Source organism: Micromonospora sp. NPDC006431, assembly GCF_042870725.1.
In the GTDB taxonomy this organism is placed as follows: Bacteria; Actinomycetota; Actinomycetes; order Mycobacteriales; family Micromonosporaceae; genus Micromonospora.
Genome location: NZ_JBIAHQ010000053.1, coordinates 1 through 15522 on the forward strand (window position 1 = coordinate 1; position 15522 = coordinate 15522).

Annotated in this window: 6 protein-coding genes; 2 read left to right on the forward strand and 4 right to left on the reverse strand. The window is 69.0% G+C overall.

Translation table 11 applies throughout. The features are described from left to right. Positions 1 to 109 precede the first annotated feature (109 nt). From ACFYM6_RS35505 to ACFYM6_RS35520, 4 genes are all read right to left on the reverse strand, one after another. Positions 110 to 742, reverse strand: a complete 633-nt coding sequence (locus ACFYM6_RS35505; protein ID WP_387281853.1) for a LuxR C-terminal-related transcriptional regulator — start codon at positions 740 to 742, stop codon at positions 110 to 112. Further along, entirely contained in the window at positions 730 to 1947 is a 1218-nt protein-coding gene (locus ACFYM6_RS35510; protein ID WP_387281854.1) for a sensor histidine kinase, read from the reverse strand. The genes ACFYM6_RS35505 and ACFYM6_RS35510 overlap by 13 nt, the downstream gene beginning before the upstream one ends. A 65-nt stretch (positions 1948 to 2012) precedes the next feature. Further along, positions 2013 to 4406: an ABC transporter permease gene (locus ACFYM6_RS35515; protein ID WP_387281855.1), complete on the reverse strand. Its 2394-nt coding sequence runs from the start codon at positions 4404 to 4406 to the stop codon at positions 2013 to 2015. Further along, positions 4403 to 5140, reverse strand: coding sequence for an ABC transporter ATP-binding protein (locus ACFYM6_RS35520; RefSeq protein WP_387281856.1), 738 nt, complete (start codon positions 5138 to 5140; stop codon positions 4403 to 4405). The genes ACFYM6_RS35515 and ACFYM6_RS35520 overlap by 4 nt, the downstream gene beginning before the upstream one ends. Positions 5141 to 5842: 702 nt before the next feature. Here ACFYM6_RS35520 and ACFYM6_RS35525 point away from each other — a divergent pair. After that, on the forward strand, positions 5843 to 10702 hold the full coding sequence (locus ACFYM6_RS35525; protein ID WP_387281857.1) for a phosphodiester glycosidase family protein: 4860 nt from the start codon (positions 5843 to 5845) through the stop codon (positions 10700 to 10702). Between the two features lie 276 nt (positions 10703 to 10978). Continuing rightward, on the forward strand, positions 10979 to 15379 hold the full coding sequence (locus ACFYM6_RS35530; protein ID WP_387281858.1) for a S8 family serine peptidase: 4401 nt from the start codon (positions 10979 to 10981) through the stop codon (positions 15377 to 15379). Positions 15380 to 15522 lie beyond the last annotated feature (143 nt).

Sequence of the window (15522 nt, forward strand, 5' to 3'; positions counted from 1 at the left end):
ACCGTCCGTAGCCTCATCCGCCAGGCCTGGACCCTCTACCGCTGGGACACCCGCTCGACCCGTCGGCCATGAGCCCGCCTAATTGCGCGACCTCTTATTAGCCGCCGTCTCAGGCATTGAGGTACGCCAGTACGGCGAGCACGCGCCGATGTGAGTCGTCGGACGGGGGCAGGCTGAGCTTGGCGAAGATGTTGCCGATGTGCTTCTCGACCGAGACCGGGGCCAGCACGAGCGCGGCGCAGATCGCCGAGTTGGACATGCCCTGGGCGACCAGGCCGAGGACTTCCCGCTCGCGCGGGGTCAGCGCGGCGACGCCTTGGTTCTGGGCGTTGCGGGCGAACAGCTGCTGGATCACCTCGGGATCCATCGCGGTCCCGCCGGCGGCGACCCGTTCGACGGCGTCGAGGAAGTCATCCAGCGCGGTGACCCGGTCCTTGAGGAGGTAGCCGACTGCGCCCTTGCCGTCGGCCAGCAGTTCGGCGGCGTAGGTGCGCTCGACGTACTGGGACAGGATCAGGACCGGTGCCGGCCGTAGCTTCAGCGCCGCGCGTACGCCCTCGTCGCGGTAGCTCGGCGGCAGGCGTACATCCACAATGGAGATATCCGGCTGGTGCTCGGCGACGGCCGCCAGCAACGTGTCGGCATTGCCCACCGCGGCCACCACCTCATGGCCGGTGCCGGTGAGGATGCGGATCAGGCCGTCGCGCAGCAGCAGCAGGTCTTCGGCGATCACGATGCGCATGGGAACTCCGCGTTCAGGCGGGTCGGCCCGCCGGGGGGACTGGAGACGGTGAAGACGCCGTCGAGCGCCTCGATCCGGCGGCGCAGCCCGTCGAGACCAGAGCCGGCCGGGTCCGCGCCGCCCGCGCCGTCGTCGGACACCGCGACGGTGAGCCGGTCTGCGGCCGTGACGGTCACCTGGCACGCCCCCGCCGGGGCGTGCTTGACCGCGTTGGCCAGCCCTTCGGCGACGACGAAGTACGCTGCCGACTCCACCGCGGGAGCCAGCCGCTGCGGCAGCTCGACGGTGATGGCGACCGGGATCGGGCAGTCGGCGGCCAGAGCGCTCAGGGCCGCGGCGAGCCCGCGGTCGGTCAGGATCGGCGGATGGATGCCCCGGACCAGTCGCCGCAGTTCGGCCAGGGCCTCGTCGAGCTGGCGGCGCGCGGTGGCGATATCTTCCAGTACGGTCGCGCCCGTACGCGCACGGCGTTCGGCCAGCGCGAGCGTCATGCCGGCCGCCACGATCCGGGCCTGTGCGCCGTCGTGCAGATCCCGCTCGATCCGGCGCAGCTCGGCGGCCTGCGCGTCGACGACCCGGGCCCGGGTGGCGGCCAGCTCCTGCGCGCGCCGCACGAGGCGGCCGTGCTCACCTGGGGCGAGCAGCGTGACGGCGACTCGGACCTGCAGGGAGGCCAGCCGCGGCAGCAGCCACATCACCACCGGGGCCAGGGCGATGCCGGCCAGCGTGAGCAGGAGGCGGCCTCCCGGCGTACCCATGGCTTGCTGAAAGAGAGGGTGCGCGCGCCGCTCGGGGACTGACCAGGCCCAGGCGGGGGCGGCCACGGCCGCGAGTGTGACCACGGTCGCGACCACCGCGACGATTCCGCACGCCAGGCCCAGCGGGAACAGCACGACGAACCAGGCCATGTCGCGCCAGGTGGCCGGCTGGGCCGCGATCTCGCGGACGCGGGCCCGCCCGGTGGCGGTGAGCGGCAGGTAGGGGACGGCGATCGAAGTGCCGAGGATCCAGCCGGCCCGGTGGCGCTCCGCCGTGGCCAGCCGCCGGTCGAACCACGTGACGGCCTGGAAGACCGGCGAGCCGAGCGCAGTCACCGCGCCCACCGCCATGAGCAGCGCCGTCAGCAGCGTCCAGGCGAACCCGGCCGGCCCGGCGACCAGGCTGGTCACCAGGTAGGCCAGGGATCTTCCGGTACGCCCGAACACCTCGTGAAGCTTAATGATCGCCGGCGGTAGGCTGCTCCGGCCACCGGCGATCGGGACCAACCGCATCAGACGGGCCGGACCGAGCGCAGCACCAGCCAGGCCGGAACGGTCCCCGCCAGGATCCCGAGCAGCCCGACACACAGCAGCAGCCGACCGTACGCGGCCGGGTCGACGACCAGCCGCAGCGTCCCGTCCTGGGCGGTGCTGAACGCGGCGACCACGATCGTGGTGACCGCGACGCCGAGCAGCAGACCCACCGTCACGGCCAGCAGCGCCTCACGGGCGGTCATCCGCCGGATCTGCCGCGGCGTCGCGCCGAGCAGCCGCAGCTGGGCCAGCTGACCCCGGCGGGCCGCGGCGGCAACGACGAACGTGTTGACCACGGCGATCGCGGTGAATCCCAGGGAGACCGCGATCATGACCTCCCACGCGCCCTGCCGCTCGTCGGCGTCGTTCGCGGCCTGCGCGTGCGCGGCGCTGACCCGCATCCCCGGCACCTTCAGGTCCCCGCGGAATGCGATCGCGGTGACCACACCCCGGGGATCATGCGCCGCGACCAGCTCGGCCGGTGCGATCAGGTCGCCGAAGCCGCGGGACCGCTCGAAGACGCCGGTCACCGGCAGCTCGGTCGTGTACCCGTCGGGCAGCCAGACCTTGACGGTGTCGCCGACGTGCCAGCCGTTCGCCCGGGCGAGGTAGGCGCTGGCCGCCAGGCCCCCGCCCCGCCACTGTCCCGAGGTGAAGCCGAGGTCGAGGACCGGCTCACCGCCGAGCTGGACGCCGTACGCCGAATAGTCCTCAGGCTTGCCGCCCTCGTCCACGATCAGCCGGGTCGGCATCATGGCCGTGTAGTCCCCGGTCAGTCTTTGGACGGATGACATGGGGAGCACGCCGGTGGCGACGGACGTCGCGGCCGCGCTCCGCGCCCTCTCCTGCTCGGCCGCCAGGTCGGCGGAGAGTGCGCTGTTCAGCATCATCGGCGCGTTGATCGCCACCATCAGCGCCAGCGGCACCGCCACCGAGGTGACCCGGCGGTTCTCCGCCCGGGTGAACGCACCGGCCAGCCAGCCGGCGATTCCGGTCATCCCGGCGATCCGCGACAGCGCCCCGCCGAGCAGCCCCACCAGCAGCGGCCCGGCCGCGCCCAGCGCGCTGAGCAGCAACGCGCTGGAGATGAACGTCATGCCCATGCCGAACGGCCCGTCCAGCGGGACCACCGCCAGGATCACCGCCGCGCCGGTCGCGCTCAGTAGCGCGATGAGCGTACGCAGAACCCAACCGATCCGGCCTTCGACGACGGTCTCCTGCAGCGCCTGGGCCGGGGCGATCCGGATCGCCCGCCGGGCCGCCAGCCGGGCGCTGAGCTGCGCCACCAGAACGGTCAGCGCGGTCGCGGCGAGCAGCACGCCGACGTTGACGCTCACCGCGAACTGCTGTGGCACAGCGCCGAGCTCACGGAAGCGAGCCGCGATCACCTCGGCGACGATGACGCTCAGCGGTGCACCGACGATCGCCGCGGCCGCGGTAACGAGCAGCGTCTCGGCGCTCAGCAGACGCCACAGTTGGCGCGGCGTCGCGCCGGTAGCCCGCAGCAACGCCAGTTCGCGCAGCCGCTGCCGCACCGCGAGGGCGACCGTGCCGGTCAGCACGAAGACCGTGGCGAACGCAGTGATGCCGATGACGAACCCGAAGATGGAGATGGCCCCGATGTAGTCCGGCAGCGCGCCGGGCAGGTCCGCGTGGACCTTGTCCGCCCCGGTGTAGACGGTGGTGACGCCGAGCGCCTCCTTGACGGCTTCAGCGGAGGCGCCCTGAACGCCGAGCGCGGTCGGTCCGCTCAACCCGGAGACCGTCGCCACCTCCGCGTCCGCGACGAAGGCGGCAGTCTGCTCGGCCAGCCGCTGCGCCACCACTCCGGAGACGGTCATCTCGCGTACGCCGGTACGGGTCACCACCCGCACGTGGTCGCCGGTCTGCAGTCCGAACGACGGGTCGACGACGATCTGACCCGACTTCGGGGCCGCTCCGGTCTGGAGGGTGAACGGCATCAGCCCGGCCGACGCCCAGCCGTGCCCGACCGGCGAGCCGATCGGCGTACCGTCCATAGCGGTCAAGGAGGCCGGAAAGCTGTAGTCCGGGACGACCCCGGTGACCCTGCCGATGGCGGCCGTCTTGGCGATCCAGTCCGGAGGGAGCGTCGGTGCACCGGCCAGCCGCTCCGTCTTGGTCTTCTGCTTGCCCTTGCCCTTGTCCTTGACCGTGGTCAGGCTGACCACGCGGTCGCCGCTGACCATGACGTCGGCCGCGTCGAACCGGTGCGTGGTCGGGGAGGCGGTCAGCACCGAGAACAGCAGCAGCGCGGCGCCGCCGATCAACGCGACGGCGAGTGTGGCTGCCACGAACGTGCCGAGGAACGCGGGAAGCCGGCTGCGGAGGCCGGCGAGTGCGAGGCGGATCATCGCTTGGTCACCGCCATCATCTCCTTGGCGATCAGCTCGGCGGTAGGCGCAGGCAGATCGCGGACGATCCGGCCGTCGGCCAGGATGATCGCGTGGTCGGCCCAAGCCGCCGCGGCCGGGTCGTGCGTCACCATGACCACGGCGGTCGCGAACTCGTCGACAGCGCGCCGCAGCAGTCCCAGCACCTCCCGCCCGGACTGCAGGTCTAGGGCGCCAGTGGGCTCGTCAGCGAAGATCACCGCAGGCCGCCCTGCCAGCGCGCGAGCCAGCGCCACCCGCTGGCGCTGTCCACCGGACAGCTGCGCGGGCCGCGCGTTCTCCCGGCCACCCAGGCCCACTTTCGCCAGCACCTCGCGCGCCCAATCGCGGTCTGGCCGTACCCCGGCCAGTCGCTGCGGCAGCAGCACGTTTTGCTCCACGGTCAAGGCGTCGATCAGGTTGTACGCCTGGAAGACGAACCCGGTGTGCTTGCGGCGGATCACGGTGAGCTTCGGCTCGCGCAGCTTGCCGAGTTCCTGTCCGGCCAGGACGACTCGGCCCGAGTCGGCCCGGTCGAGACCGGCCGCGCACTGCAGCAGCGTCGACTTGCCGGAACCGGACGGGCCCATGACCGCAGTGAAGGTGGCGGCGGCGAAGGAGAGCGAGACGCCGTCGAGGGCGCGAGTGGCGTTGGCGCCGCTGCGGTACGTGCGGTGCACGTCGGTCAGCTCGACGACCGGAGTGGTCTGGATCATGCGAATGATCTTGTCAGTGCCGACCGGTGAATCCGACACGGCCAGCTCGGATCTTCGAGGTATGGCTGGCCCTACCCACGCATCGCGCTGGCCTTGCTCGAAACCGCGTCCCTGCCTGTGTCGTCGAGCTGGACTCGCCCGCGATGGTCCGCCGGGTCCTGGACAAGCTGTGCGTACGCTTCGACGGCAAGTCTGCGGCTGCCTCCACCGTCCAGGGGAAGCGCCACCTTCTACAGCGCGCTCGGGTACGCCGTCGAGCTGGAGCTGATCGACTCCAACCCGGTCGACCGGGTGAAGTGGAAGGCGCCGGAGGTCGCACCGTCTGTCGACGCGGGTGGTGGCGAGCCCCGCCAGGTCGCCGCGCTGCCGGAGGTGGCCCCTGCGATGGCGCCGACGTTCGGCCGCTTGACTGCGACCTGCCCGGCTGGCGTGTCGGCTGTGGGGCCGACTTCGGGGGCCTGGCGGCGGTCGAGCCTTCCCCGGCGCCCGCGGCAGTCGTCGTCGGTCCTATTTCGCGCATGGTTGAAGTTGATATCCGGGACTGTTCATCCGATGCTCGCATTCTCGGCGTGGCATGTCGTGGAGGTACCGGTCGAAGGGTGAAAGAGGGCGATGAAGCTGTCGCGGAAGAGAAGTCAAGCGATCCTGACGGTTGTGGCGGCGTCCGCCCTGCTGGTGGGCAATGCGCAGTCGGCATCCGCAATGGGAGGCTTCAGCCCCACGTCGCCGATCACTGCGACCCCGATCAACCAGAACACCCAGCAGATCGCGCCAGGCGTGGTTCAGAGCGACTACATCTTCAACGACCGGGACGGTCAGCGGATGGAGTCCCACGTCCTGGACATCGACATGCCGAAACGCCCGGAGCTGACCATCGAGGCGGGCCTGCCCAACGACGGGAAGGGCACTTCTTGGTACGGCATGCAGCCGATGAGCAAGCAAGCCGCGGCTGCTACGCGTCCCGGCCACCAGGTCATCGCCGCGATCAACGCCGACTACTACAACATGTCTGACGGCTACCCATTGGGTGTGGTCGTGAAGGACGGCATCGTCCTCAAAGCCGACATGGCCGCCAACTGGTTTTTCTTCGGCATGAAGAAGGACGGCAGCTACCTGATGGGTGACCGCGCCCTGTTCAACCAGGTCAAGAACGACCTGCAACAGGCACTGTCCGGTGACGCGCAGGTCATCAAGAACGGTGCCCGCGACGAAAACCAGATCTCCACCAAGGGCGCCCCCAACAACCTCGACCCGCGTATCGGCATCGGTGTCAGGCGCGATGGCACCATCTTCTTCGCCGAGATCGACGGCCGCCAGACCGGTTTCAGCCGCGGCCTGACCATGTCGGACTTCGCCGACTACATGCTGTCCCTGGGCGCCTACAACGCGATCCACCTCGACAGTGGCGGCAGCGCGACCTTCACCACCAGGACGCCGGGCACCGACACCGTCCAGGTGGTCAACCGCCCCTCTGACGGCGAGGAACGCCCGGTCGCCAACGGGTTCCTGCTGGTCTCCTCCGCGCCGATGACCCACGAGTTCGCATCTGCCGCTGTCGCCCCGAACGGGGTGACCGTCACGCCGAACTCGACCGTGCAGTTCTCGGCCAAGGGACAGGACGCCACCGGTGCCTCGGCGCCCGTGCCGGCATCCGGGCTGAGCTGGAGCCTGTCGGATCCCACGTTTGGCACGATCGACGCGAACGGGCTGTTCACCTCGACCGGCAAGCAGGGCCAGACGCAGGCGGTCCTGTCCCACAACGGGAAGCAGGTCGGCTCGGCCTGGGCCGAGGTGGCACTGCCGGACACGCTCGCCTTCGGGCAGGCAGAGATCAGCCTCGACTATGGGGCGGTAAAGCCGTTCGGGCTGACCGCCCGTTACCAGGGCCGTGACGTGCGGCTCAAGCCCGGCGACATCACCTGGGGCGGTATCCCTGATGGGATGGGCACGATGGATGACGCGAATGTCTTCCACGCTGCGTCGTCGGGCAGCTTCGACACCCAGGTCACCGCGACCCTCACCGGGAGCGACGTGCGGGCGTCGGTCCACGTGTTGTTGGGCCAGATGCCCGTCGTGCTGTACGACTTCGAGGGCGGCGTCGGCGACTGGAAGGCCGGCACGGCAGGACGCGGTGAGGTCAGCCAGCTGCACTGGAACACCTACCCGGATGACCTGACCCGGTTCGGCGACCATGCGCTGCAGGTGAACTTCGACTTCACCAAGGGCCAGCTGAATGCCACCCTCGGCGCCTACGCCGGGCCCGCGTCCAGCAAGCCGATCCCGGGTCGCCCGAAGGCGATCGGCGCCTGGGTGTACGGGACACCCGAGGCCCAGAGTTACTGGCTGCGCTGCTACATCTACGACGCCAAGGGCCAGTTCCAGCCGATCAACTTCACCACCCAGACCGAGGGCATCGACTGGCTGGGCTGGAAGTACGTCGAGGCGGACATCCCCGACGGCCTGGTCGGCCCGTTCACCACCTTCCCCAACCAGATGTTCCGCATCATGTCGCTGAAGTCGGGAATGCCGGGCGGCAACCCGCTGCGAAAAGGGTTTGTGGCGATCGACAACGTGCGGGTCACCTACGGCGCGTCCGTTGACGACATGTTCCCGCCGACCGTGCACGGCCTCAACGTCGACGGCAAGACCTTCACAAGCTCGCAGGTGGAAATCTCGACGTCCTTCGCCGAGGACACCACCGACAAGTACGCCACCGGGATCAACTACGACCGGGTGCGGATGTGGGTCGATGGCACCGAGTACACCAACGCCGAGGGGGTCTACGCGCTCAACAAGGGCCTGAACACCGTCGCCTTGTCGCACCTGAGCTTCGCCGACGGTATCCACCGGGTCGACGCCAGCGTCCAGGACAACTTCGGCAACGAAACCGTCAAGACCGGGTACTTCACGGTGAAGACCGGTTCGGGCACCTCGGTCGGGCTGTCCTCCCCGGACGCCGTCGCGAACCTCGGCGGGACCTACCGGCTCAACCTCACCACCACCGACGCCGCCGATGTCACCGGCGTCGACACGAAGATCCGGATCGGCAAGGACTTCCCGGTGACGGGGGTCGACTTCGCCGCGTCGGCGTCGGGCAGCACCTGGGCCTATGACGCCGCCACCGGCATCCTCACCCTGCATGTGGTGAACGCGAACGCCGCGGCCGGGCCCGCCACGCTGGCGACCATCAACGTGTCGGTCACCGGCGGCGTGGCACCCGGAACCAAGCTGGGCTGGGAAGTCACGAGCTCGACAATCGGCTACGCCAGCGACCGGCCGGCGCAGTTCGCCCCCACCTTCTCGGAGCGGCCGGCGTCCGTCGATGTCGTGGCAGCACTGAAGCTGGCAGCAAACAGCACCATGGTCGGACGGCCGGGGAAGGTGACCGTGACCGATGCCGCCGGCAAGCCGGCCGCCGGCGCCACCGTGACGATGCTGGTGGCTGGCAAGGCGACCAAGCTGGGCACCACGGGTGCTGACGGCGTGCTGACCTCGGCGCAGCTGACCGACACGGTGAAGAAGTACGACCTGTTCGCCCAGACCGAGCAGGGCAGGTCGTTTGCGATCACCACGCAGTCGTTCACGCCCCTGAAGCAGCAGGCGCCGAGCAACATCATGGCCGGTGCGAGCGCCGACCCGGCGACCACCAAGACCATCACCTGGATGTCGAACCCGCTGACCTCCAGGGACGCCGCGGTGCTGCAGGTCGCCACGAAGGCCGCCTACCAGGCCGGCGGCGAGGCCGCGTTCACCAGCTTCGACGGCACCGCCAAGGAGCTGACCTACGCCGGCTACGAGGACATCGCCCAGAACGGCGTCGTGCGCTCCAACTCGGCCACGGCCACGAGGCTGACCCCCGGGACCCACTACGTGTACCGGGTCGGCGACGGCGTCAGCTGGTCGGGCGTGCGCGAGTTCTCCACGTCCAGCAACGCAACGGACTTCACCTTCAACGTGTTCGGCGACACCCAGTCGCCAGACCGCGCCGGCCTGGCCGACTTCGACAAGATCCTGACCTCGATCGAGGGGAAGGCGAAGCTGCCGGACTTCACGATGCACGTGGGTGACTTCACCGATGACGCCGGCAAGTTCGCCCAGATGGACGCCATCGCAGGCATGCTCGGCGACCACGAGAAGATCGGGTCCACCGACATGGTCCGAGTGTTGGGCAACCACGAGTACATGGGCGACGACGGGTCCAAGGCCGTACGTATCTTCGGGCAGCCCACCAACGGGTCGAAGGTGAACCCGTACGGCACCTACTCGATGGACTACCAGAACATGCACATCGCGGTGATCGGATGGACCGACGACGCGGCAACGCTGAAGGCCGAGCTGGACTGGCTGAAGCAGGACATGACCGCCTCCGACAAGCTGTGGAAGGTCGTGGTCACCCACCAGCCGCCGTACGCGACCAACCCGGAGGACTCCGACCTGTTCCGCAAGGACCTGCCGAAGGCCGCCGACGAGCTGGGCATCGACCTGGTCTTCTCCGGGCACGACCACGCCTACGGCCGGACCGACCCGCTGAAGGCGGGCGTGAAGACTGACGGCGGCACCGTGTACGTGGTGACCGGGACGACCGGGCCCAAGCACTACTCGGCCGCGAATGACGGCACCTTCGCAGTGATGGACGACGGCCAGTTCGCCATGTACGTCACCGTCGAGGTCGCAGGAGGCAAGCTGACGCTGACCGCGAAGCGGGCCGATGAGTCGATCATCGACGAGTACAGCCTAGTCAAGGACATCGACGCGCCCATGGTCACCGTGTCCGGTGTCGCTGACCACGGGGTCTACAACCACGCGGTGACCCCGGTGGTGAAGGTGACCGATGCCCACGCCGACACCACCACGGTGACGGTGAACGGCCGCCCCTACGACGGTCGCCCAATTGAGGCGGACGGGGACTACGACTTCAAGGTCGTCGCGGTTGACAAGGCGGGGAACCGATCAGAGTCGTCGTTGGCGTTCGTCGTGGATCGGACGGCACCGGTCATCACGGTGCACGGCATCACCGACGGCCAGGTAGTGAAGCTGAACCAGGCCCTGCCGGTGACGTGGAGCGCCAGCGACGCGACCTCCGGGGTTGCCGAGTCCCGAGGGGACGTGGCCAGTGGCGAACAGCTCGACACCACGACGCCGGGACCGCACACCGTCCATTTCAGCGCCACCGACCGCGCCGGAAACACGGCAACAGTGACGATCGGCTACCGGGTCGAGTACGTGCGCGGCGAACTCGTGGGCCCGCTGAGCGACACAAGCGCCCCGTTCAACGCCGGCCGGGTGATCCCGGTGAAGTTCGTCCTGACCGATGCCGCCGGCAAGCCCGTGTTGGACGCCGCCCCGCGCGTCTTCATCGCACCCGTCACCGATGGACAGGTGGGTCCTGAGACGCCGGCAACCTCGGCGTCGGGCAACGATGCCAACCGCATGCGTCTGGCCGAGACCAGTGGCCTGTACGCGTATAACTGGAGCACGAAGGGGCTTGCCGCGGGAGACTACCGGGTCCGGATCGACCTGGGCGATGGGGCCGTGCACACGGTGACGGTGCGGCTGCAGTAGGGACATGGCCACCGCTGCCCCGATCGTCGGCAGCTAACCGCCACTCAGGGGTTCGTATGCTGCCGGGCTCGGACCGCGCGTCACCGCGCGTCCGAGCCCGGCGGCAATGGCGGGTCTGCGCCGAGTGTGGCGGTATTCAGCCATGGCCGGCATCCGCCCCACTCGGTCCGTTGATCCTGCCCCGGCCCAACTGCGAGATTGGCCAGGCGGCTCAGGTGTTCTCGTGTCTGCGGGCTTGGCCGCGCGGTGATGTTTCACCCCTTGGTTAGGAGCACGATGAAACGACGAACAGGTGTGGTTGCCGCGGCGTCGGCCGTGGTGATCGCCGCGGCGCTGATTGCGCCTGCGGCCGCGGCCGCCGCCCCGAGCAGCCCGACTGGCTCCGAGAGTGCTGGCGCGAGCAAGCTCGAACCCGCTGATCCCGACGGGCCACAGGGTCCGGGTCGGTCGCCCCTTGCTGGGCTCGACGACCGGGCCGGGCGCGACAACCCGGATTCGATCTACAGGGCGGGGAAGACCGACGGGTTCCAGCCGCTGACCGACGATTCGCTGTCGGATACTGCGGCCGAGAAGCTCGGCAACGCCGACACCAGGCTGCTGCAGCAAGCGCAGGCGTCGAAGAAGAAGTCTGTCACGGTGTTGATGCTGGCCCGGAAGGGTGCGACCGAGGACGTCGTCGCCGCGGTGAAGAAGGCCGGCGGGACCGTCGGGTCGGTGACCGGAAAGGTCGGCTACGTCCGGGCGACCGTCCCGACCGGCCGCGTGACCACCTTGGCCGGCCTTCGGTCGGTCGCGGCGATCGACCTGGACCGGACGTACAAGATCCCGGGCCCGGATCTGGGCGCCGCGGGTGCGAGGACGGCGGCAACGAAGGCCGCGGGGCCGACCGCGCCCGGCGCGAACACGCCCGCCGACAACCCGTACCTGCCGATCAACGAGACCGGCGCCGAGGCCTTCGTCAAGGACAACCCGGCCTGGGACGGACGCGGCACGGTCGTCGGCGTGCTGGACACCGGCGTCGACGTCGAGCATCCCGCGCTACAGACGACCAGCGACGGCAAGCCCAAGATTGTCGATTGGGTAACCGAGACCGATCCGGTCACCGACCGCGACGGCAGCTGGGTGCGGATGTCCACCACCAAGACGGGTCCGAAGTTCAGCTACCTGGGCAAGACCTGGACGATCCCGGAGGGCACGTTCCAATTCGGCGTGTTCTACGAGGGCGCGACGGCCGGGAGCGACTTCGAGGGCGACCTCAACCGGGACGGCGACACCCTGGACTTCCACGGGGTTCTGTACGACCCGACCACCCACAGGATCTGGGTCGACGGCAACAACAACCAGGACCTCACCGACGAGGCACCGATGGCCCCGTTCGCGGTCGATCGCCAGGTCGGCCACTTCGGGAGTGACGACCCCGCAACACCGCAGAACGAGCGCATCCCGTTCGTCGTCGAGTACCGCGACAACGTCGACCTCTCCCCGCTCGGCGGCAGCAACGTCGGCAAGACCGCGAACTACGTGTCAATCGGGTTGCCGGTCGCTTCGCACGCCACCCATGTGGCGGGGATCATCGCCGGCACGTCGATGTTCGGCGGCCAGATGCACGGCGCCGCACCGGGCGCGCAGATCGTGTCCGCCCGCGCCTGCACTTGGGGCGGTGGCTGCACCCAGGCGGCACTGACCGAGGGCATGATCGATCTGGTCACCAATCGGCATGTCGACGTCGTCAACCTGTCCATCGGTGGGCTTCCCGCGTTGAACGACGGCTCCGACGTGATCGCCGCGCTCTACGACGAGCTGATCGACAGCTACGGCGTGCAGATCATCATCGCCGCCGGCAACGACGGCCTCGGCACCAACACCGTCAGCTCGCCGTCCGTGGCGGGCAAGGCCATCTCGGTCGCCGCGTCCGTCAGCTCCGACACATGGTGGGCCGGCTACGGGTCGAAGGTCGCCACCAAGCAGGGCATCTTCGGCTTCTCCTCCCGCGGCCCCGCTGAGAACGGTGCGCTGGCGCCGCAGGTGTCCGCGCCCGGCGCCGCCATCTCCTCGATCCCGATGTGGCTGTCCGGTGAAGCCGTTCCCGAGGCCGGGTATTCGCTGCCGGCCGGGTACGGCATGGCCAACGGCACCTCCATGGCGGCCCCGCAGGTCGCCGGAGCGGCGGCACTGCTGCTATCGGCCGCCAAGGCCCGTTCGCTGACGGTCAGCTCGGCGGCGCTGAAGACCGCCCTGACCGGCACCGCCGACCCGATCCCCGACGTCCCGACCGCCGCGCAGGGCGCCGGCATCATCGACACCGTCGCGGCCTGGAAGCAGCTCAGCGCTGGCATCAGCACCAATGAGCTCACTGTGTCGGCTCCCGTTTGTAGTTCGCTGTCCGGCCTGCTCGCGACTCCGAACACCGGCGTCGGCATCTACAACCGTTGTCTGCCAACGGAAGGCGGCCAGGTGACCGGTGCGCAGAAGACCTACAAGGTCAGCGTCACCCGGACCAGCGGTGCCGCCGGGAGCGTCGTGCACCGGATCGGTTGGATCGGCAACGACGGCACGTTCAGCGCCCGCGCGGCAATGCCCCTGCAGCTCGGAAAGGCAGCCGATATCACGGTCACCGCGACCGCGACGACCTCCGGCGTGCATAGCGCGATCCTGACCATTGATGACCCGGCGACGGGCGGCATCGACCAGTTCGTCGCCGTCACCGTGCTGGCGACCAAGCCGCTGGCCAAACCCGACTACGCGGTCACCAGTTCCGGCACGCTCGGCCGAACCGGAACCACCTCGCTGCTGGTGCCCGTCCCCGAGGGCGTCGAAGCATTGCAGCTGACCCTGGGCGGGCTCGCCGACGGCAGCCAGGTCCGCGCATTGCCCATCGACCCCGACGGCATGCCCGCGGACTCCAACGCCAGTTACCACTGCTACACCAACTACACCGACCCGGCGAACTGCAACGCCACCGCACGACCGGTGTACCGACCCAAACCCGGCATCTGGGAGTTCGTGATCGAGTCTCGCAGGACGTCTCCGGTCGAACAGAACCCGTACACCGCAACGGTTTCGCTGCAGGGCATGTCGTTCGATCCGGGGACCGTCACAGTCGACAAGGTGACGATGAACTCGCCGACGAATGTCGGCTCGACGGGGACGAACACCTTTGGCCCCGCGATCGCCCACGTCGCAACTGGCGAGATCGGCGATGTCCGCAACTTGTTCTCGACGGTCTCGCAAGGCGAAATCACGTCCAACATGCTCTATGTTCCGCGCCAGGCGACCCGGCTCGATGTGACGCTGGCGCCCAGAGACGCTGCCGATCTGGACTTCTATGTGTATTTCAACGGCAGGCCGGTAGGCCAGAGCACCACGACCGGGGACTCGCCCGAGCACATCGTCATCGATGATCCACAACCGGGTACGTACTTCATCGTGGTCGCGGGAGTCACCGTGGCCGGAGACAACGTCACGTTCGACTACCACCAAGAGATGTACTCGAAGGGCCTCGGCACGATCACGCCGAAATCCGATGCGAAGTACACGGTTGCCACGGGCCAGTCGATGCCGGTCGACGGGGCAGTGATCGTCAGCGCTCGGCAGTTGACCAAGGATCCCATGGTCGGCCGGGCCCGAGTGGCCAACGAGTACGGCACGATCATCGGGGCGGCGGACGTCACGATCGCCACTGTCGATGTCCCCAAACTCGATCTGGTCGCGTGGGCCCCGCCATTCGTCGGCGCGGCTCTCAATGAAAGCGGCGTAGTCGCGGGAGATCGCCAGTACAACGCCAGGATGACGCCGACCATCTGGACGGCCGCCGACGGGTTCACCAACCTGGATCTCGCCGGGGGCAGGTACGGAGCAGCTCTGGACCTGAATGACGGCCAGATCGCCGTCGGTGTCGCGACAGACAGTGCATTGCATTATCTTCCCGCCCAATGGGCCAAGGACGGATCGCTCACCGTGCTCGGCGTCCCGGACTGGCGGCCCTATTCCAGCGGCTACGCGACCGCCGTGAATAACAAGGCGGTGGTCACCGGATTCTCCGAAGCAATCGTCAAAGAGGCTGACGGCAAGAACCACAGCTACAGCGACGGGTTCGTGCGGACGCCGGATGGGACGTTCAGCAAGTTGGCCCACCTGTCCTCGGATCTGACGGGAACCCAGCCGCGCGCCATCAACGATGCCGGAATGATCGTCGGTGCCTCGCGCACCGGTGACCATGTGCCGCACGCGGTCGCCTGGGATGCGAGGTCAGGTGCTATTCAGGATCTCGGCACGCTTCCGGGACAGTATTCGGCCCAGGCGAACGATGTGAACGCCTCCGGGACCATCGTGGGGACCAGCGGTGACGACGCGTTCGCCTGGACCAAGGCCGGCGGAATGCGGCGCCTTGCCGACTACGGATACAACGCGACGGGTGAGAAAGTCACCGACGACGGGTGGATCCTCGGAACTGTCGAACTCTTCCCGGACGTCGCGGTGTCGGCGATGTGGGACCCGCAGGGACGGCTCTGGGATCTGTCCGGCATGGTGCCGCTCTCTGCCGGTGACCGATTCACGCCGACCTACAGCTTCGACATCAACAATCACCACCAGCTGATGGTCTACGGCGAGGGCGGCCCGAACGCCGCCTGGTCCAGCTCGGTGATGCTGAGCATCCCGGCAGGTCTGGGCAACTAGGCCCCGGCGCCACCTCGTCCCGGGGGGGGCCCCCCCGGGGGGGGGGGGGCGGGCCGGGGGCGGGGGGGCGGACGCCCCCCCCCCCCCCCGGGCCCCCCCCCAAACCCCCCCCCCCCGCCCCCCCCCGCCCAAAACCCGCCCGG